Origin of the sequence: Paraburkholderia sp. BR14374 (assembly GCF_040948685.1) — a bacterium.
GTDB classification, from domain to species: Bacteria; Pseudomonadota; Gammaproteobacteria; order Burkholderiales; family Burkholderiaceae; genus Paraburkholderia; species Paraburkholderia youngii.
On sequence record NZ_JBFPKF010000001.1, the window covers coordinates 1 to 24214 of the forward strand.

The window sequence follows — 24214 nt, forward strand, 5'->3', positions numbered from 1 at the left end:
GGTGCAGGACGGCGACGGCCCGAACGCGCCCGAGAGGTGGTTCACGGCGAGCGCTTGCCAGCAGGACAAGGGCTGGAAGTGGGCGACGGCCGAGCCGGCGGTCGCACGCTGGGGCAATTTGCAATAAAAAAAAGCGGCGAAGTTTTCCTCGCCGCCTTTTTGTCTGAACCGCGGTCGTTTCCGCGGCAACCCGGGCTCAAGACTCCACGTCTTCCAGACTGAAGATTTCCGTCTGATCGTTATACGAAAAGATCTCGCCATAACGGCCCCAGTTGATGACCGCGTCGAGCGTCTCTTCCGCCGCGCTGTCCGACAGGAAGTCTTCCAGCTCCTGCTCGAAGCGCACGCGCGGCGCGCGATGCCCCGGTCGCTCGTTCAACACCTTCTTGATCCGCGCCGCGAGCGGCACGTGCCGCAGCAGATGCTCGGCGAACATCATCTTCCGTTCCTGGGTACCGAACTCGGAGAACACGCGTGCCGGCGGCGTCAGGAAAATGTCGCCCTCGCGCACGTCGGCGAAACCGAGGTGCTGCAGCACTTCGGCGATCGGAAACAGATCGTCGACCTCCAGATGCAGCGAGCGCGCGATTTCCGGCATGTCCGCGCGGCCGTGATACGGCGCGGCGGCGAGCGTCTCGATCAGACCGGCCATCAGGTTGGTCGACACGTGCGGCAGCCAGCTACCGAGCTCGAGCCCCTTCTTGGTCTTTTCGTCGGTCTGGCGCGCGGTCATCTTCGCGTAGATCTCGTCGACGAGACGACGGAACGCCGGGTCCAGACGATTGCGCGGATGCTTGAACGGCACCTTGATCTCGGCGATCACGCGGCCCGGGTTCGACGACAGCACCAGAATGCGGTCGCACATGAACACCGCTTCCTCGATGTTGTGCGTGACGATCAGCACCGCCTTGATCGGCATGCGGCCCTGCGTCCACAGATCGAGCAGGTCGGTACGCAGCGTTTCGGCGGTCAGCACGTCGAGTGCGGAAAACGGCTCGTCCATCAGCAGCAGTGTCGGATCGACGACGAGCGCGCGCGCGAAGCCGACGCGCTGACGCATGCCGCCCGACAGCTCGCGCGGATACGCGTTTTCGAAGCCGTCGAGACCGATCAGGTCGATCGCCGCGAGCGCGCGCGTGCGCCGCTCCGACGCGCCGACGCCTTGTGCCTCGAGACCCGCTTCCACATTCTGCAGCACGGTCAGCCACGGAAACAGCGCGAAGGTCTGGAACACCATCGCCACGCCCTTCGCCGGGCCTTCGAGCGGCTTGCCCATGTACGTGACTTCGCCGTCGGTCGGCTCGATCAGGCCGGCGATGATACGCAACAGCGTCGACTTGCCCGAGCCCGAACGGCCGAGCAGACCGACGATCTCGCCCTCGCGCAGCGACAGATTCGCGTCGTCGAGGACGAGCAGTTCACCCTGAGTCTTGTTGAAGCCGCGGCACACGTCCTTGACGCGCAGAATTTCCTCGCCGAGGCGCGGGGGCTTCGGCGGCGTCTGGATCGGCGCGGCGGTCATAGCAGCTTTAGGATTTTGCATCGCGTTAAGCCTTCATTCTCAATCTAGACGGAGCTTGCCTTCGGCGTAGGCGTACATCGGACGCCACAGCAGACGGTTGAACAGGGTCACGAACAGGGACATCACGGCGATGCCCACGATGATCTTCGGATAGTCGCCCGCCGCGGTGGTCTGCGCGATATAGGCGCCGAGGCCATGCGCGGCGACCTTGGTATCGCCCCACTGCACGAACTCGGCGACGATGCTCGCGTTCCACGCACCGCCCGACGCGGTGATCGCGCCCGTCACGTAGTACGGAAAAATGCCCGGCAGCATCGCCTGACGCCACCACTGCCAGCCGCGAATGTGAAAATTCTTGGCCGCCTCGCGGTAGTCGTTCGGATACGAGCTTGCACCGGCAATCACGTTGAACAGGATATACCACTGCGTGCCGAGCACGATCAGCGGCGACAGCCAGATGTCCGGATTCAGGTGAAAGCGCACGATGACGATCACGAACACCGGGAACAGCAGGTTCGCCGGGAACGCCGCGAGGAACTGCGCGAGCGGCTGCACCTTTTCCGCGAGCGCCGGGCGCAGGCCGATCAGCACGCCGACCGGCACCCAGATCACGGAGGCGATCGCGATCAGCACCACCACGCGCAGCAGCGTGATCAGGCCGAGCACGAACACGTGGCCGATCTCGTCCAGCGTGACGCCGGTGCGCACATACAGAAACACGCGGTACACCACGTAGACCGTGGCGAGCAGCACGATCGCCGCCCAGATGATGTCGCCGAGCTTCGAGTTCTTCTCGCGCTGCGGGATGTGAAAGCGCGGCGCGCTGAACGCCGGCAACTGGAAGCGCACGCGCGCCGCGCGCGCGAACATCCAGCCGAGCGGCACCAGCAGCCGGTGAATCAGACGCGTGCGGCGGATCAGGTCGAGCAGCCATGATTCCGGCGCATCGCCCGAACTGGTGAACTCCATGCGGAACTTGTCGGCCCACGCGACGAGCGGACGGAACAGCAGCTGGTCATAGGCGAGGATCACGACCGTCATCGCGAGGATGACCCAGCCGATCGCGTGCAGGTTCTTGTCGCTGATCGCCTGCGCGAGGTAGGCGCCGATGCCCGGCAGCGTAATCGTGTTGTTGCCGACCGTGATCGCTTCGGAAGCCACGACGAAGAACCAGCCGCCCGACATCGACATCATCATGTTCCAGATCAGGCCCGGCATCGAGAACGGCACTTCGAGCTTCCAGAAGCGCTGCCACGACGTCAGGTGAAAGCCGCGCGACACCTCATCGAGGTCGCGCGGCACCGTGCGCAGCGACTGGTAGAAGCTGAACGTCATGTTCCACGCCTGGCTCGTGAAGATCGCGAAGATCGCGGCGAGCTCGGCGCCGAGCACGCGGCCCGGGAACATCGCGAGGAAGAAGGTGACCGTAAACGAGATGTAGCCGAGCACCGGCACCGACTGCAGGATGTCGAGAATCGGCACCAGCACGAGGCCGGCGCGGCGGCTCTTGGCGGCCAGCGTGCCGTAGACCAGCGTGAAGATCAGCGAGGCGACCATCGCCGCGAGCATGCGCAGCGTGGTGCGCATCGCGTACTCGGGCAGGTTGGCCGGATCGAGCGAGATCGCCTGGGTCTTTAGCGTCGACATCGGCGCGAGCGTCTCGTGAAAGCCGATCGACGCCATCGCGATCAGGCAGATGATCAGCGGGAACGCGACGAAGTCCCAGCGGTTGGGCAACACGCGCCATGCCGACGCATTGGCGGTGCGCTTCAGGTTGAAGCTGAAATCCATCAGATGCCCTCCCTCTTGAAACAGGCATTCGAACGCTCGAAGGAGGCCGCGGCTCCGCGGCGGTCTATGGGTCGGTCCGGAAAGCGGAAATCAGGCATGGCAAAACGCGCGTGCGTGGTAAATCGTTAGCGTTGGAGACACATGGGCCGGCAATGGGCAGTTACGTGGACGCGTCGCCCACGACCACAACCATCACGCCGAACTCCTGTCGCCGCGTGCGCCGCCCGAGGGCTGGCGGGCTTTCCTCGTTTTGGACGGCACGACACTACACCATCCTATGTTTCAGGCACAACCTTTCGCCGCAAATCGCGAGACGGCGTCGCACGCGCGGCGTAAGGCTTCAGCAAGCCCCGGCCCGCGTCCCCGCGCCGCACTGTCCTCTGCTCGCGCGTACTTCGGCGTGACACGTCGCGAGGCTGTCTCGCGGCGTGGCGCGTAAGCCACATCGGCGCGTCGCCGCGGCCGCCGCCGCTCATTCGCCCCATCTGCCCGCACAACTATCAAGAATGCCGCGCGGCTGCCGTTAAGAATCTGATCGGCGCGGCATATGCAGACAGCATCCCAGCAATAACGGTGGCAACGTGCTTCGCGACGGTTAAAATCGGGAAACGAAGTACCTGTTTATCAGCGATTCCTTCCGGGCATGGCGACGGCGCAGCGCGCGTCGCTCGTGACGGAGCGAAACCGCGGCGAAACCGCAGCTGACGCAGATAACGACACAGCGTTGAGAGTGCGCTGCCCACCAACAAGCAAGTTGCATGTCACAGCCAGACGGATCAGAGGGTCGATGAACAGGACAACCTTGCGCCAGGTAGCCGGGCCGGTCAGCTTCGTGCTGATCGTCCTCGTCTGCTGGTTCGTGGCTGGCATGGTCGCGGACCGGATGGTACAGCAAGAGCTGGACGCGGCGTTGCGCACGCAGCGGCAAATGTCCACGTCGATCGTCGACAACATGGCTGAAGTGATTGCCAGCGACCTCGCGATGTCCCGCGCCATCCCCGCAACCATGGCCGAAATGGACGTGGTCCAGCGTGCCCTCGTGCAATCGCAGAATTATGCCGTGAACGGCGAGGCGGCGGAACCCGCGTTGCGGGCCGCGTTGCTGAAGGATCCGCAGATGGCCGCGGTCAGCAGGTTCCTGCATGAAGCGCAAGGCTTCTCCGGGCTCGACCAGGTCTGGATCGTCAACGCGAACGGCATCTGCGTCGCCTCCAGCAGTACGATGTCGAACCCCGAGGGCGCGCAGCAATCGTTCGTCGGCATGGATATGCGCGCGCGCGGCTATCTGACGAGCGCACTGCTCGGCGCGTTCGCCGAAGCCTACGGCGTCGGTCGCGCGAGCGGCGAGCCGGGCATCTTCATTGCCGCGCCGGTGTACTCGAAGGGGCTGCTGGTCGGCGCGGTGGTCGCCAAGGTCGGCATCGCGCGATTGCGCCACTGGGTCGCGCACGCGGGCACCTTCGTCTCCGACGAGAACGGCGTCATCATCATGGCGCACAACAGCGCGCTCGAAGGCCACGCATTGCCGAACTCGCGCGTCACGCAGATGAGCCCAGCCGAGCGGCGCATCATCTACCGCCGCGAGACCTTCCCCGACATGCTGATCCGCGAAGACACGCAAGTGCGTGAGCAGGCGCCGTGGGTGCCGGCGTCGGTCGCCGCGCAGCTGTTCGGCATGATCGAGCAGCCGGCCCCGGCGCTCTATCAGAACCGCGGTGGCCTGAACTCCGGACTCTCCGCGCATCTGGTCGATCCGCTCGCCGCGTGGCCGGAACTGCTGCGCAACCACAAGCGCGACCATCTGCTGGTGTTCCTGACGCTGTCCGGCACCGTCGCGCTCGCGTGGGTGATCACCGTCTCCTACGTGCGCGAGCGGCGCCACCATCGCGCGACCCGCGATCTCGCCGAGCAGTTGCAGTCGGCCAATACGCTGCTGTCGGCCGAGGCGCGGCACGATGCGTTGACCGGCGCGCTGTCGCGGCGCTATTTCCTCGACCTGCTGCGCCACGAGATCGATCGCGCGCACGCGGGCCGCGAGCCGCTGTGCATGGCGATCGCCGATCTCGACCACTTCAAGCAGATCAACGACCGCTTCGGCCACGCCGCCGGCGACCGCGCGCTCGAACATTTCGTCGATACGTGTCGCGCCGAGCTGCGCAGCTCCGACGCGATCGGCCGGCTCGGCGGCGAAGAGTTCGGCCTGCTGCTGCCGGCCACCGATCTGGCAGGCGGGCGCGAGGTGGTCGAGCGTCTGCGGCTGCGGCTAAAAGCGATACCCTCGCCGAAGCTGCCGGCCGCGGCGGGGCTGAGCGTGAGCATCGGCATCACCGAGCTGTCGCCCGACGATCTGCCCGAGCGCCTGATGAGCCGAGCCGATACCGCGCTGTACGCGGCGAAAACCGGCGGGCGCGACCGCACCGAAGCGCTGCCGCCCGACGATACCGCACCGTCTGCGCGCACGGCGGTGAACGCATGGTGAATGCCCGACGCTAGCCGGAGTACTCGGCGCGACGGTATCGCCCTCTCCGCTTCGCCGACCCACGCCAACACCCTGCCCGCGCTAAAACGACGCCGAGCTTCCCGCAACGAAGCAGGTATCATCGATCCTGATATCGGAGTGTCACTACCGCACTAACGGGAGATTCGCATGAAGGGAAATCTGGTGATCGTCTGTCGCGATCAGGACGCTGAGGCATTCGACCATCTGCTCGCCGAATACGGCGCGTTCCAGACGCGTCTGTCGTCGACCGCGTGGTATCTGAAACTGGAGGTCGCGCCGGAATTGATTCAGGAGGAAATACTCGCGCGGCTCGGCAAATATACGACGCACTATATTTTCGAGGCGGAATCGGTGACGTGGAATACCGTCGATAGCGAAACGGCGAATGCGTTGAATACGCTGTTTTCGGACTGACCTCTCGCCGCTCGCGATGCCGACGCCCCGCGCGCGCATCGCGACTCCAATACCCCGCTCCTACCACGCATTTTCCGAGGCCGTCGCGACCCGCGGCAGCACTTCGAACGGAAAGCTCATCAACACCCGCAAACCGCGGCCGTCGTGATTGCCGATTTCCCACTCACCGCCCGCGCGCCGCACCAGCCGCTCGACGATCGCAAGGCCCAGCCCGCTGTGGCCGTTGCCGCCGCGCGCCGGATCGAGCCGCACGAACGGCCGGCTCGCGCTGATCAGATCCTGGGCGGCGATGCCCTTGCCGTTGTCGCTAACGGATAGCGTAAAGCCCTGCGGTGTGCGCGCAGTCGCGACGACCACCGGCGGCGCGCCATACGCATGCGCGTTGTCGATCAGGTTCGACAGGATCCGGTCGAGCGTGGCGGCAGGCAGCTGAAACGACGGCCCGGCGTTCAGCTCCGTGTGTACGATCGGCGCGCCGCTGGCCACCGCCCGATAACTGCGCACGACACGCTCGCACTGTGCATCGACTTCCACGGGTTCGCTGCGGTCCGCTCCGTCGTGCGCGAACAGCAGGAACTGCTCGACGATATGCGTCATCGAATCGACGTCGCGCACGACGCCGTCGCGTGTCTTCGCGTCGTCCATCATTTCGGCGCGCAGCCGCAGACGCGCGAGCGGCGTCTTCAGGTCATGCGCGACACCGGCCAGCATCACCGCGCGATCGTTCTCGGTGCGCGCGACTTCCTGCACCATCTGATTGAAGCCATGCGTGAGTTGCCGCAACTCGCGCGGCCCGCGCTCCGGCACCGGCGGCACCGGCAGACCGCGGCCGAAGCGCGCGACCGCCTGCGCGAGCAAGCGCAATGGCCGCTGGAGAGCCCAGGCGGCGAACAGCGCCGCCATCACTGCGAACGAGAAAATAATGACGAGCCACGACACCGTGCGGTCGAGCGAGCGCGGCATGCGCAGCGGTTGAACCGGCACGACGATCCAGTTTCGATCAGTCGCGGCGCGCACCCATAGCGTGGGCGGTCCGCCGGGCGGACTGATGCGCACCTGGGTGTCGGCCGGCATGCGGTCGCGCACGTCCTCGACGAAACGCTCGAGCGGCGCCGGCATGTTCGCGCTGGCTGCCGGCACATCCGGGCTGGCCGGGTCGACCAGCTTCACGCGCGACGGCAACGGTTGATCCGGTGTGCGGGCGACGTGCTGACGCACCGCGTCGACGAGGAAGGTCGCTTCCTCGACCGCGTAGCGCGTTTGCAGTTGCGAACGTTCGAGCCGCATCAGCGCGTACCACGCGAAATGCGACAACATCAGCACCGCGACGACGAGCAGTGCGAGCCGCCCGAACAGCGAATCAATGGGCCGACGCATGCTGCTCGCCGTCCGGCACGAACACGTAACCGCGGCCGCGCACAGTCTGGATGAAGCGCGGTGTGGATGGATCGGTTTCGAGAATGCGACGCAGGCGCCACACCTGCACGTCGATGCCGCGGTCGGTACCGTCGTACTCGGGACCGTGCAGCAGTTCCAGCAGGCGCTCGCGCGTGAGCGTGCGCATGGGGTGATTGACGAAGATCTTCAGCAGAGCGAACTCGCTGCCGGACAGCGTGAGCGGCTTGTCTTCGAGATGCAGCGTGCGTGACTGGAAATCCAGCGTGAAGCGGCCGAAGCTGAACGGCTCGCGCTGTTCGGGCGCGGCCGCGGACGGCAGCGTGCGGCGCCGCCGCAGCACCGCCTGCACGCGCGCGAGCAGTTCGCGCGGATTGAACGGCTTGCCGAGGTAGTCGTCCGCGCCGAGTTCGAGGCCGACGATACGGTCGACGTCGTCGGCGCGCGCGGTCAGCATGATGACAGGGATATCGTCGCCCGATGCGCGCAGCTTGCGCAGCGCGGTGAGGCCGTCGACGCCGGGCATCATCAGGTCCAGCACGATGAGGTCGGGGCGCTCGCGCTCGAGGCGCCGTTCGAGTGAGCCCGCGTCGTGCAGCACCGAAACTTCGATGCCCTGACGGGCCAGATAGTCGCGCAGCAGATCGCGCAGTTCGACGTCGTCGTCGACGACCAGGATTTGAGTAGCCATGAAATGAAGTTTAACGCGCGGCAGAAAGGGATTTCGTTTTCCAAACGGTCTGAAGGGTTACCGGGTGTTACGGTGAAAGCCGCGCGTAATTGCTGGTAATGGCGGCGTCCTGGCGCGTAACACAGCGGCGCACGCGGTTCTCTACGCTGTGGCTTACCGAGTGCAGGCAGTCCAAAGACCGGTTGCATCGTCGGCTATTCCATTACAAGGAGCCTCATATGTCCACCAAAAAGATGTCGCGCGTTCTCGCCGTTGCTGCCACCGCTCTCGCCATCGGCGCGGGCGCCGCTTACGCCGCCCAACCCGCCGCTCAACCCGCCGCTCAACCCGCCGAGCAGGCGCATGGCGGCCCTGGCAGCTGGCACGGCCACTTCATGAAGGAACTGACCCAACTCCACGATCAGCTGAAGCTGAACGCGGATCAGGAAAAGCTGTGGCAAAGCGCGCTCGATACCATGAAGCAGAATCACGAAGCGATGCGCGCGAACCACGAGCAGGCTCACGACCGGTTCAAGGCCGCGCAACAGCAGCCGATCCTCGATCTGAACGCGATGGCCGCGACGCATCAGCAGATCGAGCAGAAGGACGCGCAACTGCGTCAGCAAACCACCGACGCATGGCTCAAGTTCTATAACGGCCTGAACGACCAGCAGAAGACCACGGTGAGCACGGCGATCAAGCAGCGCTTCTCGCGGATGGAACAGCGCCACGAGAAGATGCGCGAGCGTTGGGAGCATCACAAAGACGCGGCGTCGGCGCCGGCCCCCAATCAGTAAGCGGCACGTTGCATCCGCGAGGCGTGCCAGGGAGGGCGCCTCGCTCATAGAAAAACGCCACGGAAGAGGTTTTCCGTGGCGTTGTCGTTTGGCACTGCTCGCGGCTCGGTCCGCGGTCCGCGGGCCGCGCGAACCAACCGTTCGGATCAGCCGTTCAACTGGCCGAGGTCGAACAGCAGCACTTCCGCGTCGGCGCCCTTTTCGAGCGTCACCGTGTCGACGTCGCTGAGCTTCGCGGCATCGCCCGCTTCGAGCACCGTGCCGTTCACGCTCAGCGTGCCGCGCGCGACGTGCAGATAGGCGAGACGCCCCGCCGGTATTGCGAAGGTCGCGTGTTCGGCGCCGTCGAACAGTCCCGCGTAGATCGACGCGTCCGCATGGATCGTCACCGAGCCGTCGCGGCCGTCGGGCGACGCGATCACGCGCAGGCGGCCGCGCTTGCTGTCGGCGTCGAAGCGCTTTTCCTCGTAGCCGGGCTGATCGCCCGCGCGGCGCGGAATGATCCAGATCTGCAGCAGATGCGCGGGTTCGTCGCGCGACGCGTTGAACTCGCTGTGCTGCACGCCGGTGCCCGCACTCATGCGCTGCACGTCGCCCGGACGGATCGTCGAGCCGTTGCCCATGCTGTCGCGATGCGCGAGCGCGCCCTCGAGCACATACGTGACGATCTCCATGTCACGATGCCCATGCGCGCCGAAACCCTGGCCGCCGGCGATGCGGTCTTCGTTGATCACGCGCAGCGGTCCGAAGTGCACATGCTCGGGGTCGCGGTAATCGGCAAACGAGAAGCTGTGATACGAGTCGAGCCAGCCGTGGTTGGCGTGACCGCGTTCTGCGGAGCGGCGAATCTCGATCATGGAAAGTCTCCCGGTAAGTACTCAATCAGAGCGATGCGAGGAATGTAGGGGCTGCGTGCCCACTAAACAATCGTGCGCGACCGCACCGCAGCGTTCCATCGCTGCATGCAATCACACGCACGGCGCGGTCGGCGAGCTGACCGCGCGGAAAGGCGGGCGTCCGGCTGCCCGGCGCCCGGATGCCCGGCGCGAGCAAAACCGCGCCGGCGTCGCGCACGCACAACGCGCTGCGCTGCGTCTTGCCGCTCGGTGCCGCCCCGCACTGGCAGCTTGCCGCTCTTCGGGTAAAATACCGCGCTTTTCAAGCCGCGTGGACGTCCAGCGGGACGTGCAGGCAGCGCCGGCAAGCCTCGCCGGGCCGGCCGCAACCGGTGTGCGACGGGCTCCGACTCGGCGCCAACCCGCGCGAGGCACGTCCGGCAAGCACCGAACGCGCCGGAACAGCGCACCACGTCGGACGAACCGCCCGCGCAAGAACGACGAGCGCGCGGCGACAATCCCTGCGGCACGGCAATTTTGACCGCCTAGAATAGCGACCGTCGGCCTCGGCCGGCGCTCGTCGGGTCGAGGTCGAGTCATCACGACGATCAGTTTGGTTCAGGAGAAACATGAAGAAGTTCGCACTGTGCGTGGCTCTGGCAGTCATGGCCACCGGCGCGATGGCGAAAGAATGGAAAACGGTGCGCATCGGGGTCGACGCCAGTTATCCGCCATTCGAATCGAAGGCACCTAATGGCGACATCGTCGGGTTCGATGCCGACCTGGCCCGCGCGCTGTGCGCGAAGATGGACGTGCAGTGCGTATGGGTCGCGCAGGATCTGGACGGCCTTATTCCGGCGCTGAAAGCTCGCAAGTTCGACGCGATCGTCTCCTCGCTCAGCGTTACCGACAAGCGCCGCGAGCAGATCGACTTCTCCGACAAGATGTTCGACGCGCCCGCCCGCATGATCGCGAAGACCGGTTCTCCGCTTCTGCCCACCCCTGAATCGCTGAAAGGCAAGCGCGTCGGCGTCGAGCAGGGCTCGACGCAGGAACAGTACGCGAAGGTCTGGTGGGAACCGAAGGGCGTGGTCGTCGTGCCGTACCAGAATCAGGACCAGGTGTACGCGGATCTCGCATCGGGCCGTCTCGACGCCGCGCTGCAGGACGAAGTGCAGGCCGACGCCGGCTTTCTGAAGACACCGCGCGGCAACGGCTTCGGTTGGGCCGGTCCGGAAGTGAAAGATCCGAAGACGATCGGCGAAGGCACCGCGATCGGTCTTCGCAAGGGCGATGCCGAGCTAAAGGTGAAGTTCAATCAGGCGCTCGCCGAGGTTCATCGCGACGGCACGTTCAAAAAGCTCGAGAAGCAGTACTTCGACTTCGACATTTATCCTGGCCGTTGAGCAAAACAGGCAGGATACTGAGTGGTAAGCCGGCTCGGGCCGGTGGCGATGGCAGTGCAAGTGGCACCGAAGGTGACAACCGAAGGTGGCAATACCAGGCAGTAGATTCAAAACAATCCGAGACGAAAGTCCCAAAAGCGCGCCGCAGGAGCCACCAACGTTTCTGCGGCATGATTTGCACAGCGGCACGCTGTGCGCCGCGGATCACGGCGAGCCAGGCGCTCGACCCCGACGCGGCGCATCGCGGGCCGCGTCTTTCGCGGTGCGCGAGAAACGCATCGTCGAGGACTTCCTATGTTCCTTCAAGGCTACGGCCCGCTACTCCTCAGCGGCACCTGGCAAACCGTCAAGCTGGCGGTGTTCTCGCTCGCGCTCGCGTTCGTGCTCGGCCTGCTCGGCGCGGCGGCGAAATTGTCGAAGAACCGCCTGTCGAACGGCATCGGCACCGTCTACACGACGCTCGTGCGCGGCGTGCCCGATCTCGTGCTGATGCTGCTGCTGTTCTATAGCATTCAGATCTGGCTCAACAACCTGACCGACGCGATGGGCTGGGACCAGATCGACATCGACCCGTTCGTGGCCGGCGTCGCGGTGCTCGGCTTCATCTACGGCGCGTACTTCACCGAGACGTTCCGCGGCGCGTTTCTCGCGGTGCCGCGCGGCCAGCTCGAAGCGGGCGCGGCGTACGGCATGACGAGCTGGCAGGTGTTCTCGCGCGTGATGTTCCCGCAGATGATGCGCTTCGCGCTGCCGGGCATCGGCAATAACTGGCAGGTGATGGTCAAGGCGACCGCGCTGGTGTCGATCATCGGTCTCGCCGACGTCGTCAAGGCCTCGCAGGACGCCGGCAAGGGCACCCTGCGGTTCTTCTTCTTCACCCTGCTCGCGGGGGCGATCTATCTCGTCATCACCACAGTGTCGAACTTCGTGCTGATGTACCTCGAAAAGCGTTACTCGACCGGCGTGCGAAAGGCGGATCTATGATCGAGATCATTCAGCAATACTGGCGCAACTATCTGTTCACCGATGGCTATCGCTTCACCGGTGTCGCAATCACATTGTGGCTGCTGGTCGTGTCGATCGGCTTCGGCTTCTGCCTGTCGGTGCCGCTCGCGGTCGCGCGCGTCTCGAAGAAGAAATGGCTCGCGGGCCTCGTGTGGCTCTATACCTATATCTTCCGTGGCACGCCGCTCTATGTGCAGCTGCTGCTGTGCTACACGGGTCTCTACAGCCTCGAGATCATTCGCAACAACGAGCTGACCAACGCGTTCTTCCGCGACGGCATGCACTGCACGCTGCTCGCGTTCACGCTGAATACCTGCGCGTACACGACCGAAATCTTCGCGGGCGCGATCAAGGCGACGCCTTATGGCGAGATCGAAGCGGCGCGCGCGTACGGCATGTCGTCGTTCACGCTGTACCGGCGCGTGATTCTGCCGTCGGCGCTGCGCCGCGCACTGCCCTACTACAGCAACGAAGTGATCCTGATGTTGCACGCGACCACGGTCGCGTTCACGGCCACGGTGCCGGACATCCTGAAGATCGCGCGCGACGTGAACTCCGCGACGTATCAGTCGTTCAACGCGTTCGGCATCGCCGCGCTGCTGTATCTGTGTATTTCTTTCGCGCTCGTGTGGCTGTTCCGCCGCGCCGAGCGTCGCTGGCTCGCTTACCTGCGGCCGCAAGGCAAGTAACTGCGCGTCCCTGGACAAGCAAGCTCGTTAAGGATCCTGATGAACTCCAAGAAGCAGAAGCTCTTCGTCGACGAGCTTCACAAAAAGTACGGCGACAACGAAGTCCTCAAGGGCGTGTCGCTGAAAGCCAATGCCGGCGACGTGATCAGCGTGATCGGTTCGTCCGGTTCGGGCAAGAGCACGATGCTTCGCTGCATCAACTTTCTCGAACAGCCGAACGCAGGGCGCATTTTCGTCGACGGCGAGGAAGTGCGCACGCAGACCGCCAAAGACGGCGCGTTGCGCGTGTCGGACCCGAAACAGTTGCAGCGCGTGCGCACCAAGCTTTCGATGGTGTTCCAGCACTTCAACCTGTGGTCCCACATGAACGTGCTCGAGAACATCATCGAGGCGCCGGTGCATGTACTCGGTCTGAAGCGCAAGGAAGCCGAGGACCGCGCGCGCGAATATCTGGAGAAAGTCGGCCTCGCGCCGCGTCTCGAGAAGCAGTATCCGTCGCATCTGTCGGGCGGCCAGCAGCAGCGCGTGGCGATTGCGCGGGCGCTGGCGATGCACCCGGATGTGATGCTGTTCGACGAACCGACCTCGGCGCTCGACCCGGAGCTCGTCGGCGAAGTGCTGAAGGTGATGCAGAAGCTCGCCGAGGAAGGCCGCACGATGATCGTCGTCACACACGAAATGGGCTTCGCGCGCAACGTGTCGAACCATGTGATGTTCCTGCACCAGGGCCGCGTCGAGGAAGAAGGCCATCCCGACGAAGTGTTCAAAAACACGAAAAGCGAGCGTCTGAAGCAATTCCTGTCGGGCAGTCTCAAGTAATAAAAATTGCCCCGCGACTTACGATGCGAATAACATCGAAAATGTAGTCAATGTAGTTTTACAAGGCGCTTACGAGCGCCTTTTCCATTTTTACCGCGTCCTTCCTCCCGGTCATTCGAACGACGAAAAAGCGCCGAAAATCCCACAAAACGGGCTATTCCGGCCTGGTTTTCGCCCTAACCTGCCACTTTTGACTCGTCAATAGTGACAATCCTTAATGCGTCCCCTTCCGAGCCGCGCTTCCCTTGCCGGACAAGGCTCTGCGCCCTTTTCCGAGGGGTTCCTCCGGGTTCCGCCGCACATTCGTATTGCAATTTGGCGACACCGCCTGTGGACGGTACCAATTTCTTCTCCCAGTTAAAGTTATTTTTGATAAATTGGTAACCAAAGTAGCAAAACAAAGTTGATTAAAAGTAGTTTCACTTCAAAACACAGAGGAGAACCGGTCGGCGTGGGATCGGCATGACGCAAAGATAGCTCGACGCTACATGTCATGGCAGGAGCACCCCTATCCACCCGCCACTCTCCCCTGGTACCGCTTTCTGTTCGGCGCTGATCGCGTCCGAACACCACTCGCAGTACTGGGTTTCTTTTTTTGACAGGGTATGGAGGAGAAGATGAAGAAAGCTTTGCTCGTCGCTGCGCTGATGTCGGCCGGCGTTGTTGCACACGCTCAGAGCAGCGTCACGCTGTATGGCCGTTTGGATGCAGGTCTCGAGTACATGTCGGGCGTCCCGACCGGCGCTAACGCCAACGGCGCGGCCAACACCAGCTCGAACCGCTTCAAGGCGGAAAGCGGCGACTGGGGCACCAGCCTGTGGGGCATGAAGGGTGTCGAGGACATCGGCGCTGGCAACAAGATTCTGTTCCAGTTGGAAGGCTCGTTCAACACGATGACGGGCGCGGGTCCTGGCGGCGGTGGTCTCTTCAATCGCTGGGCAACGGTCGGCATTTCGAACGACCAGTTCGGTACGTTCACGATGGGCCGCATGCTCTTCATCTCGAACGGCGTGTGGGACTTCGACCCGTTCGGTCAGTCCAACTGGTCGTCGGCATCGCTCGTGCGTGGCCGCAACTGGCCGCAGTCGAGCAACAACTTCGCGTACCAGTCGCCGAAGATCGCGGGCTTTGACTTCTACGGTCAATACGCGCTGTCGAACGCGACGAGCTGGAACGGTAACGGCACGACGCCGCAAGGTCGCGAAGCTGGCGCGCAGGTCACCTACACGACCTCGCTGTTCCAGATCCGCGGTCTGTACGACGAAATTCGCAACCCGACGACCGGCGGTTTGTGGGGTGGCCCGGTCGCCAACAACGGCATCAATACGGCTAACACGAGCAACGGCGTATTCGCGGCATCGCGCGAGTACTCAGCTCTGGTGAACGTGTTCCTCGGCCAGTTCAAGATTCAGGCCGCTTACCAGGCAGTCCGCTCGGCAGGTGCGACGAACGTTGCTCCTGGTCAGCCGACGACCCTGGATCACGAATGGGGCGGTGTGACGTGGCAGGCAACGCCGGCTGCAGCGCTGATCGCGGCGGTCTATCACGTGAACGGCAACAACGGCGCTGGCAATGCGACGATCTACACGGTCGGCGGTTCGTACAACCTGTCGAAGCGCACGCTGCTCGACCTGCAGGCAGCAACGGTGCGCAACAGCCGCAATGCTAACTTCGGTCTGAACGCGAACAATGCGGGCTTCGCCGCTGCAACGGACAACCCGCTGCAAGGCCGCCAGCAAACCGGCGTGTACGCAGGCATCCAGCACTCGTTCTAATCGGACGGTGCGCCCCGAGGGTCACACCTCGGGGTGTAACACAGGTTTCTTCAAGAGAATCTTTTTCACGCTGCTGCGAGAGGCGCGTATCGGTGCAATATCCGCAAGGGTATTGCACCGTTTTTTCTTCGGCGGCCGAATTTGAGTTCTTGCGCGCACCGGGCCGGTGCGTGCTTGCGCGGCTTCAGACGGCCGCTTCGTTCTCTTCGCCGGTACGGATGCGGATCACGCGCTCGACATCCGCGACGAAGATCTTGCCGTCGCCGATCTTGCCGGTGCGCGCCGCGCCGATGATCGCGTCGATGACCTGATCGCACTGGTTGTCTGCGACCACGACTTCGATCTTCACTTTCGGCAGAAAGTCGACCACGTACTCCGCACCACGATACAGCTCGGTATGCCCTTTCTGGCGGCCGAACCCCTTGACCTCGGTAACGGTCAGGCCGGTGAGGCCGACTTCCGCGAGCGCCTCGCGCACTTCGTCGAGTTTGAACGGTTTGATGACTGCGGTGATGCGCTTCATGGCGACCTCGTCTCTTGATGGGAAGAGTGAAAAGGGAAAAGATGATTTTTATTCTACGCCGCGCCGGATGCATTGCGGCATCCGCGCGGGTGCCGTCCTTCACTCCACCGGTTCGGTGTAGCGCGACGTGATCGGATAGCGCCAGTCGCGGCCGAACGCGCGATGCGTGACGCGGATGCCGATCGGCGCCTGACGACGCTTGTACTCGTTGATTTTGATCAGGCGGGTGACCCGTTTCACGTCGTCGACCCGATAGCCCGCCGCGATGATTTCCGCGAGCGAACGGTCCTCCTCCATGTACATGCGCATGATCGCGTCGAGTACTTCGTATTCGGGCAGGCTGTCCTGGTCGGTCTGGTTCTCGCGCAGCTCGGCGGACGGCGCACGCGTCAGGATCCGCTCGGGAATCACGTCGCGCTTTGCAAACGTCGTGGCCGCGTTGCGATAGCGGCACAGCCGGTACACGAGCGTCTTCGCGATGTCCTTGATCACCGCGAAGCCGCCGGCCATGTCGCCGTACAGCGTGCAGTAGCCGACCGCCATCTCGCTCTTGTTGCCGGTGGTCAGCACGATCGAGCCGAATTTGTTCGACAGCGCCATCAGCAGCGTGCCGCGAATGCGCGCCTGAATGTTCTCTTCGGTCGCGTCTTCGGCGCGGCCCGCGAACTCTTCGGCGAGCGACGCGCGAAACGCATCGAACATCGGCGCGATCGCGATCTCGTCGTAACGCACGCCGACGCGGCGCGCCATCTCGGCGGCGTCGGTCGTGGAAATGTCGGCCGTGTAGCGCGACGGCATCATCACCGCGCGCACCTTGTCGGCGCCGAGCGCGTCGCACGCAACGGCCAGCACGAGCGCCGAATCGACGCCGCCCGACAAACCGATCAGCGCGCCCGGAAAACCGTTCTTGCCGATGTAGTCGCGCACGCCCATCACGAGCGCCGCGTACACCTGCGCTTCGATCGACTGCTCCGGCGCGATCGCGGCCGGCAGCGGCTTGCCGTCCTCGAACTCGACGATCGCCGTGGCTTCCTCGAACTGCGCGAGCTTCGCGACGAGTGCGCCCTGCGCGTCGAGCACGAACGAACCACCGTCGAACACGAGTTCGTCCTGCCCGCCGACCATATTCACGTAGACCATCGGAATGCCGGTCTCGCGAATGCGCGCGCGCAAGATGTCGAAGCGCACCGCTTCCTTGTTCAGGTGATACGGCGAGCCGTTCGGAATCAGCAGCACCTGCGCGCCCGCGGCCTTCGCCATCTGCGCGGCCGACGCATGCCATGCGTCCTCGCAGATCACGACGCCGTACTTGATCCCATCGAGTTCGAACACGAACGGCTGCGGGTCCGCGGCGAAGTAGCGCTTCTCGTCGAACACCTCGGTGTTCGGCAGATCCTGCTTGCGATAGGTGCCCTTCAATTCGCCGTCGACGATCAGAGACGCCGCGTTGAATGTATCGACCGGCGGCACGCCGCGCTCGATCGGCGCGTTTGCATTAACATGGCCGTTCGCCGCGTTGTGCACGAGCTTGTGCGCGAGGTTGTCCGACCCGTCGCGCAGCGGATGACCGACGATCACATGCAGACCGGTGAACGGCTTCAACTGCGCGGCGAGATCGGCCAACGCGGCCGCGCTCGCGGTATAGAACGCGGGGCGCAGCAGCAGGTCTTCGGGCGGATAACCCGACAACGCGAGTTCAGGCGCGACCAGCAGCTTCGCACCATCCCTGTGCGCGGCGCGCGCGGCGGCGACGATCTTCGCGACGTTGCCGGCGAAGTCGCCGACGGTGACATTGATTTGAGCAAGAGCGATTCGGGTCTTCATGGCAGGATCGACAGGCAAGCCTTCACGGCTCGCGGTACCGCGGCTCGATGGCTCGACGGAATTGAACAAACCGGATAAACGAACTCAACGAACGACGTGGCAGCTTCAGCTTCATCGCGCCGCGCCGGTCATTGCAAACAGTCACTCAGATTGAACCAGCAACGTATCGATTATCGCACGGGCATTCTGGCATCGCCCTCCGAGGTGGACGCCGCCGAGTGGAACGCCCTCCTTGCCGCGCAGCCGCAGCCCACGCCGTTTTTGCGGCACGAGTTTCTGAGCGCGCTGAACGCGACGCAATGCGCGGTTCCCGACACGGGTTGGGCGCCGCAATTCGTCACACTGACCGACGCACGCACGGGCAAGCTCGCGGCAGCGGCCCCCGTCTATCTGAAGGGTCACTCGTACGGCGAGTACGTGTTCGACTGGGCCTGGGCCGACGCGTACAAGCGCAACGGCCTGCCCTACTACCCGAAGCTGCTATGCGCGGTGCCGTTCACGCCGGTGCAGGGCAACCGCCTGCTATCGGCGAACGAGCACGCGTTGCGCCATCTCGCGGCGACGTTGATGGCGTTCGCCGAGCAGGCCGAGGTGTCGTCGCTGCATGTGCTGTTTCCGACGCAGAGCGAAGCCGACGCGCTCACCGATATCGGCATGATGCAACGCGAAGGCGTGCAGTTTCACTGGCTCAACGACGGCTACCGCGACTTCGACGACTTCCTGTCGACGCTCGAACAGAAGAAGCGCAAGAACATTCGCGCCGAACGTCGCAAGGTGCACGAGGCCGGCATCACGATGCGGCGCATCCGCGGCGAAGACATCAAGGATGCCGACTGGCGCTTCTTCAGCAAGTGCTATCGGCAAACCTATCGCGAGCATTTTTCGAGTCCGTATCTGAACCTAGATTTCTTCCGGATGATCGGCGCGTCGATGCCGGAGAATCTGCTGCTGGTGATCGCCGAATATGAAGGCAAGCCGATCGCGAGCTCGCTCGTCGTCTATCAGCGCGACGACAAAACCGGCGGTACCTTGTATGGCCGCTACTGGGGCGCGCTCGAACACGTGCCGTGCTTGCACTTCGAAACGGCGTACTATCAGCCGCTCGAATTCTGCATCGAAGAGAAGCTCGGCGCATTCGAGGGCGGCGCGCAGGGCGAGCACAAGATGGCGCGCGGCTTTCTGCCGACGGTCACGCGCTCGACGCATTGGCTCGCGCATCCGGCGTTCGCCGATGCGGTCGGCCATTTCCTCGACAACGAAAAGAACAGCATCCACGCATACGTGGACGAGCTGCGCGAACACAATCCGTTCAAAGGCTAGAAGCGCGGTTATGGCGTGGTTTCTCTATCTGCTCGAATGCTCGGACGGCAGCGTCTATACCGGCATCGCGACCGATGTCGCTGCCCGCTTCGACAAACACGTGAGCGGCACGGGCGCGCGTTATACACGCTCGCGCAAGCCGGTGCGAGTGCTGGCGTCATTCGAGCTGGCGGACCGGTCGAGCGCGTCGAGCGCCGAGTATTGGGTCAAGCGGCTCACGGCCGCCGATAAGCGGGCGCTGGCGGCCGGCGTGTTCACGCTGCAGTCGGTGTTGCCGGCGGTGGCGGTGAACGACGCCGCCGACGACGGCGCGAGCTCCGACGGCTGAGTCGCACTACCCCCTCGCCTCGCGCATCCTCTCCGTCAGCAGCCGATGCACGCGCGCGAGTTCTCCCACCACATCCGCTTCCAGCGACGTCAACCGCTCGCGCGCGGGCAACTCGAGCCGCACCGGCCGTAACGTGCGGTTCAACGCGGCCTCGATCGCCTCGCTCATCGCCACGACCCATTCGTCGAGTTCGCTATGCATGTCGCGACGGTTCGCGGTGAGGCGCAACTGCGTCGCGGTGCCGGCCATCCGCCGCAGCAGACTCAGCACCGTCAGCGTGACGGTATCGGCCATCGAGTCCTCGAGCTTTTCGAGCCGCACGCGGCCGATCGCTTCTTCCGCGTTGTTGCTGGTGAGGCCCGCCGCGCGGCGCAATTGCTCGATCTCCTTGCCGCTGTGCCGCGGCGCTTCGAGCGACGCGCGCAGGTACGCGAGATTCGCGCGCACCGCGTCGCCGAGATAGACGCGCAGGTCGAACTTCTCGCGCGTCGGCCACAGAAGGAAGGTCGCGAGCAGCGCGAGCACGCAGCCGAGCACGTTGTTGCCGAGCCGCGTCAGCGCGAACGACAGTTCGTTGGCGCCCGGCGTCGCGAAGTCGGCGACGAGCACGAAGGTCGGCGTCAGGAACAGGACGAACAGGCTGTAGCTGACGGGGCGCAGCGCCATCGTCGCCATCACGAGCGGGAACACCGCAAGCGAGATGCCGAGCGGCGAATGAATCGCGTAGCCGATCGCCGCCGCGAGCACGCCGCCGACGATACTGCCCGCTGCGCGTTCGATGCTGCGCGGCCAGGTCGCGGCGATCGACGGCTGCAGGATCAGAAGAGTGGCCATCGTCGCCCAATAGCCGAACGGCAGACCGAGCGCCCGAATCACGACGAAGCCCGCGGTCGTCGTCACGCCGACACGCGCAGCGTGGCGCAAGCCGACCGACTGCCACGACAGGTTCGCCTTCAGCGTCGACCATGCGCGCGCCGTATAACGCGCGACGCATGCGCTCCACGGCTCGGCATGCACCTCACGCGGCGCGAAATCGACGAGCTCGAAACCGGATTGCAGCTTCACCGGTTCGATCAGCACGCTTTCGAGCCGATGCGCGAGACGTCGCAGACGCGCCTGCGGCTCCGCCAGACGTTCCCAGCGCGCGTCGCCGGTCGCGCTGCCGATGTCGCTCAGCACTTCGCCGATCGCATTGAGCAGGCGCACCGCGCGTTGCGTGCGGCGCGGATCGTCGGGCACTTTCTCGCCCGCGCCCGACACCGCGATCAGATAAGCGAACAACGCTTCGCCATCGGTCAGCAAGCCGAGCAGCGTGTCGTAGACGGCCGCGCCGCCCGCTTTCGAGGCAGGCACGTTCGCGAGCGCATCGCGCGAGCGTTCGAGCGACGCGCGCGCATCGGCGCGAAAGCGCGCGGCATGCGTGGCCCACTCACGCGGCGCGGCCCGTGCGCCGACTAGCCGCGCGCTATCGAACGCGATATCGGCAAGGCGCAGATACACCGCGCGCAGCGACGCGCGGCTCGCGCCGAACGGATGGATGCGCCACACGGTCAGGCTCAGCACGATCGCGAACAGACAGCCGAGCAGATAGACGCCGAGAAACTCGACACCGGCTCGCGCGTCGTGCATCGGCCGATCGACCATCACGACGCAGGCGGTCGCCGCGAGGATCGTCACCTGCGACGTGGCCGCGCCCCAGATGCGGCCGAACGCGCCGAGCGTCGTGAACGCGAGCACCGCGAGCGCGGCCCACGCGGTGCCCGACGCGGAGGCGAATGCGGCGATGCCACCGCACAGCGTTGACAGCAGCGCGAAGCCCATCATCGACATGAAGCGCGCGCGGTTCGAGCCGGCCGCATCGGCGAGGCAGGTCCAGAACGCGCCAATTGCGGCCCACGCGAACACCGGATCGTGCAGCACGTTGCCGAGCGCGAGCATCGCCGTCGATGCGCACGCGGCCCTCAAGCCCTCCGACAGATTCGCCTCGCTCGCCGCGAACGACACCATCCAGACCGGCCGCTTGCGATAGATCGCGCTGACGACCGAATTCAGCCGGGTCGACCAGCGCGGCGGTGTCGAGCGGGACTTGCTGCGGTTCATCATCCGGATAGTGCTCGTTGAAGTGATGGAAACGCGCGTGGATGCCGTGAGTTCGCGCGCGAGGTCGTGCGGCGAATCATAAGGGTTTACACCTAAATATAAAAATGCGTTCCGTTCATCGAAGCGATGCGTTCAGGTTATGCGCGCCGCAAAGCGCATAAAAAAACCGCGCGGTCCTTGCGGACTCGCGCGGTTTTCGTACTGCATGCAGCGAGCGGATGAACCGTGGTGCGCTTACTTCTTGTAGTTCGCCACGCCTTCGCTGATTTCCTTGTGGGCGGCATCGACGTCGGCCCAGCCTTCGACCTTGACCCACTTGCCCTTCTCGAGCGCCTTGTATTGCTCGAAGAAGTGCTTGATCTGGTCCTTCAGGTAAGCAGGCACGTCGTCGACCGACTTCAGGTTCGCCGTCATCGGGCAGATCTTGTCGTGCGGCACGGCGATCAGCTTCGCGTCGACGCCCGATTCATCGGTCATCTGCAGCATGCCGAGCGCGCGGGCACGCACGACCGAGCCTGCCAGCAGCGGGAACGGCGTGATCACCAGCACATCGACCGGGTCGCCGTCGCCCGACAGCGTCTGCGGAATGAAGCCGTAGTTGGCCGGATAGCGCATGCCGGTGCCGATGAAACGGTCGACGACGAGCAGGCCCAGCTCCTTGTCGGCTTCGTACTTCACCGGGTCGCTTTGCGCCGGGATTTCGATGATGACGTTGAAATCGTGCGGAAGGTCTTTGCCTGCGGGAACGTGATTGAAGCTCATGAGCGCTCTCTGAAGGGGATGGAAATCGGAAGGCGGCGAACGGCGCGCGGGCTGCGGATGCGGTGCGAACTGCGTGCGAACCGCGAACGCCAAGCCCTGAAGCCCTTTCGCCCCGAACGACGGGGCCGCGCACCGGACCGTACGGAATGCGCCATTATAGCCAATCGGCAGGTGGCATCCGCGGTCGGATCGGCGCGATAATCGTCTGGCGAGTCTCGCTTCGCGTCTCTACCGTTTTGTGTCTCCCCTTCGAACCCGCGCCGCCGCACGCCGGCCGCACGTCATCAAGGAGCATGCATGGAAGAAGCACGGCATTTCATCGGCGGCGAGTGGTGCGCCGCTTCCGGCGGCGAATCGATCGCCGTACTCGATCCATCGGACGGCCAGCCGTTCACGCGCATCGCGCGCGGCACCGAGGCCGATATCGACACCGCCGTGCACGCGGCGCGCCGCGCGTTCGACGGAGCCTGGGGCGCGCTCGCCGCCGCCGAGCGCGGCCGCGTGCTGTACCGGCTGTCGCTGCTGGTGGCCGCGCGCCAGGAAGACCTCGCACAGCTCGAAGCGCGCGACACCGGCAAGCCGCTCAAGCAGGCGCGCGCCGACGCCGCCGCCCTCACCCGCTACTTCGAGTTCTACGCCGGCGCGGCCGACAAACTGCACGGCGAGACCCTGCCCTACCAATCCGGCTACACGGTGCTGACGATTCGCGAGCCGCACGGCGTGACCGGCCACATCGTGCCGTGGAATTACCCGATGCAGATCTTCGGGCGCAGCGTCGGCGCGGCGCTCGCGACCGGCAATGCGTGCGTCGTCAAACCGGCCGAGGACGCGTGCCTTTCCGTACTGCGTGTCGCAGAACTCGCCGCCGAAGCCGGCCTGCCGGCCGGTGCGCTGAACATCGTCACCGGCTACGGCCACGAAGCGGGCGCCGCGCTCGCGCGCCATCCGGGCATCGATCACATCTCGTTCACGGGCTCGCCCGAAACCGGCAAGCTCGTCACGCAGATGGCCGCCGAAAACCATGTCCCCGTCACGCTCGAACTCGGCGGCAAGTCGCCGCAAATCGTCTTCGCCGACGCCGATCTCGACGCCGCGCTGCCGGTGCTGATTTCCGCGATCGTGCAGAACGCCGGGCAAACCTGCTCGGCGGGCAGTCGCGTGCTGATCGAGCAGGCCATTTACGAGCCGCTGCTCGACCGGCTCAGCAGCGCCTTTCAGGCACTGCGCGTCGGGCCGTCGAAAGCCGACCTCGACTGCGGGCCGCTGATCAGCGCGAAACAGCAGCAGCGCGTGTGGGATTTCCTGTCGGACGCGCAACACGACGGCATCGCAATGGCCGCGCACGGCGAAGTGGTTCCCGAAGCGCCTGAAAGCGGCTTCTACCAAGCCCCGACCTTGCTGCGCGACGTTCCCGCGAGCCACCGCCTCGCGCGAGACGAAGTGTTCGGCCCGGTACTCGCCGCGATGTCGTTCCGCGACGAAGCCGAAGCGCTCGCGCTCGCGAACGGCACGCAGTTCGGACTCGTCGCCGGTATCTGGACACGCGATGGCGCGCGCCAGATGCGGCTCGCGCGACGCGTGCGCTCGGGCCAGGTATTCATCAACAACTATGGTGCGGGCGGCGGCGTCGAGTTGCCGTTCGGCGGCGTCAGGCATTCGGGGCATGGCCGCGAGAAAGGCTTCGAGGCGCTGTATGGCTTTACGGTGCTGAAGACGATCGCGATCCGCCACGGCTAGC

The 24214-nt window shown here is 64.6% G+C and carries 20 protein-coding genes; 11 read left to right on the plus strand and 9 right to left on the minus strand.

What is annotated here, in order from left to right; genetic code table 11:
- Nucleotides 1-196: 196 nt before the first annotated feature.
- Nucleotides 197-1543, minus strand: a complete 1347-nt coding sequence (locus AB3X86_RS00005; RefSeq protein WP_176109243.1) for an AAA-associated domain-containing protein — start codon at nucleotides 1541-1543, stop codon at nucleotides 197-199.
- Between the two features lie 18 nt (nucleotides 1544-1561).
- Nucleotides 1562-3313 carry an ABC transporter permease gene (locus AB3X86_RS00010; RefSeq protein WP_368590293.1) on the minus strand — a complete coding sequence of 584 codons (1752 nt, stop codon included), beginning with the start codon at nucleotides 3311-3313 and terminating at the stop codon, nucleotides 1562-1564.
- A 787-nt stretch (nucleotides 3314-4100) separates the two neighbouring features.
- Here AB3X86_RS00010 and AB3X86_RS00015 point away from each other — a divergent pair.
- Complete coding sequence (locus AB3X86_RS00015) at nucleotides 4101-5792, plus strand: diguanylate cyclase (protein ID WP_368594480.1); 1692 nt, start codon at nucleotides 4101-4103, stop codon at nucleotides 5790-5792.
- A 168-nt stretch (nucleotides 5793-5960) separates the two neighbouring features.
- Nucleotides 5961-6227, plus strand: a complete 267-nt coding sequence (locus AB3X86_RS00020; protein WP_013088792.1) for a hypothetical protein — start codon at nucleotides 5961-5963, stop codon at nucleotides 6225-6227.
- 60 nt (nucleotides 6228-6287) lie between these two features.
- Here the strand turns inward: AB3X86_RS00020 and AB3X86_RS00025 are convergent, their stop codons facing one another.
- Complete coding sequence (locus tag AB3X86_RS00025; RefSeq protein WP_368594481.1) at nucleotides 6288-7604, minus strand: ATP-binding protein; 1317 nt, start codon at nucleotides 7602-7604, stop codon at nucleotides 6288-6290.
- A complete protein-coding gene (locus tag AB3X86_RS00030; protein ID WP_018419780.1) occupies nucleotides 7588-8313 on the minus strand; it encodes a response regulator in 726 nt (241 codons plus the stop codon). Before AB3X86_RS00030 ends, AB3X86_RS00025 begins: the two co-directional genes overlap by 17 nt.
- Before the next feature lie 218 nt (nucleotides 8314-8531).
- Between AB3X86_RS00030 and AB3X86_RS00035 the strand changes: the two genes are divergently transcribed.
- Nucleotides 8532-9089: a periplasmic heavy metal sensor gene (locus AB3X86_RS00035; protein ID WP_368594482.1), complete on the plus strand. Its 558-nt coding sequence runs from the start codon at nucleotides 8532-8534 to the stop codon at nucleotides 9087-9089.
- A 146-nt stretch (nucleotides 9090-9235) separates the two neighbouring features.
- Here the strand turns inward: AB3X86_RS00035 and AB3X86_RS00040 are convergent, their stop codons facing one another.
- Nucleotides 9236-9946: a pirin family protein gene (locus AB3X86_RS00040; RefSeq protein ID WP_176121208.1), complete on the minus strand. Its 711-nt coding sequence runs from the start codon at nucleotides 9944-9946 to the stop codon at nucleotides 9236-9238.
- A 608-nt stretch (nucleotides 9947-10554) separates the two neighbouring features.
- On the opposite strand from AB3X86_RS00040, the gene AB3X86_RS00045 reads away from it, so the two are divergent.
- From AB3X86_RS00045 to AB3X86_RS00065, 5 genes are all read left to right on the plus strand, one after another.
- On the plus strand, nucleotides 10555-11331 hold the full coding sequence (locus AB3X86_RS00045; RefSeq protein ID WP_368594483.1) for an ABC transporter substrate-binding protein: 777 nt from the start codon (nucleotides 10555-10557) through the stop codon (nucleotides 11329-11331).
- A 294-nt stretch (nucleotides 11332-11625) separates the two neighbouring features.
- The gene (locus AB3X86_RS00050; RefSeq protein ID WP_176109249.1) at nucleotides 11626-12315 is read left to right on the plus strand and encodes an ABC transporter permease; all 690 of its coding nucleotides are present in this window, start codon (nucleotides 11626-11628) and stop codon (nucleotides 12313-12315) included.
- A complete protein-coding gene (locus AB3X86_RS00055) occupies nucleotides 12312-13025 on the plus strand; it encodes an ABC transporter permease (RefSeq protein ID WP_368594484.1) in 714 nt (237 codons plus the stop codon). The genes AB3X86_RS00050 and AB3X86_RS00055 overlap by 4 nt, the downstream gene beginning before the upstream one ends.
- A 39-nt stretch (nucleotides 13026-13064) precedes the next feature.
- The gene (locus AB3X86_RS00060) at nucleotides 13065-13844 is read left to right on the plus strand and encodes an ABC transporter ATP-binding protein (protein ID WP_008918159.1); all 780 of its coding nucleotides are present in this window, start codon (nucleotides 13065-13067) and stop codon (nucleotides 13842-13844) included.
- 617 nt (nucleotides 13845-14461) lie between these two features.
- Nucleotides 14462-15619 carry a porin gene (locus AB3X86_RS00065; protein WP_176121205.1) on the plus strand — a complete coding sequence of 386 codons (1158 nt, stop codon included), beginning with the start codon at nucleotides 14462-14464 and terminating at the stop codon, nucleotides 15617-15619.
- Between the two features lie 184 nt (nucleotides 15620-15803).
- On the opposite strand, the gene glnK is transcribed toward AB3X86_RS00065, so the two are convergent.
- Together glnK and AB3X86_RS00075 are read right to left on the minus strand one after the other, a co-directional pair.
- Nucleotides 15804-16142 (minus strand): P-II family nitrogen regulator, encoded by a 339-nt coding sequence (gene glnK, locus AB3X86_RS00070; RefSeq protein WP_006048444.1) that lies wholly within the window; start codon nucleotides 16140-16142, stop codon nucleotides 15804-15806.
- A 99-nt stretch (nucleotides 16143-16241) separates the two neighbouring features.
- Nucleotides 16242-17966 carry an NAD+ synthase gene (locus AB3X86_RS00075; RefSeq protein WP_368594485.1) on the minus strand — a complete coding sequence of 575 codons (1725 nt, stop codon included), beginning with the start codon at nucleotides 17964-17966 and terminating at the stop codon, nucleotides 16242-16244.
- Nucleotides 17967-18116: 150 nt separating this feature from the next.
- Here AB3X86_RS00075 and AB3X86_RS00080 point away from each other — a divergent pair, with 150 nt between their 5' ends.
- Together AB3X86_RS00080 and AB3X86_RS00085 are read left to right on the plus strand one after the other, a co-directional pair.
- Nucleotides 18117-19286, plus strand: a complete 1170-nt coding sequence (locus AB3X86_RS00080; RefSeq protein ID WP_176109254.1) for a GNAT family N-acetyltransferase — start codon at nucleotides 18117-18119, stop codon at nucleotides 19284-19286.
- Between the two features lie 10 nt (nucleotides 19287-19296).
- Nucleotides 19297-19614: a GIY-YIG nuclease family protein gene (locus tag AB3X86_RS00085; protein ID WP_176121203.1), complete on the plus strand. Its 318-nt coding sequence runs from the start codon at nucleotides 19297-19299 to the stop codon at nucleotides 19612-19614.
- 6 nt (nucleotides 19615-19620) lie between these two features.
- On the opposite strand, the gene AB3X86_RS00090 is transcribed toward AB3X86_RS00085, so the two are convergent.
- Nucleotides 19621-21717, minus strand: coding sequence for an FUSC family protein (locus AB3X86_RS00090; RefSeq protein WP_368594486.1), 2097 nt, complete (start codon nucleotides 21715-21717; stop codon nucleotides 19621-19623).
- Between the two features lie 231 nt (nucleotides 21718-21948).
- Nucleotides 21949-22476: an inorganic diphosphatase gene (gene ppa / locus AB3X86_RS00095; RefSeq protein ID WP_013088778.1), complete on the minus strand. Its 528-nt coding sequence runs from the start codon at nucleotides 22474-22476 to the stop codon at nucleotides 21949-21951.
- A 297-nt stretch (nucleotides 22477-22773) separates the two neighbouring features.
- On the opposite strand from ppa, the gene AB3X86_RS00100 reads away from it, so the two are divergent.
- The gene (locus AB3X86_RS00100; RefSeq protein ID WP_368594487.1) at nucleotides 22774-24213 is read left to right on the plus strand and encodes an aldehyde dehydrogenase family protein; all 1440 of its coding nucleotides are present in this window, start codon (nucleotides 22774-22776) and stop codon (nucleotides 24211-24213) included.
- The last annotated feature ends 1 nt before the right edge of the window (nucleotide 24214 follow it).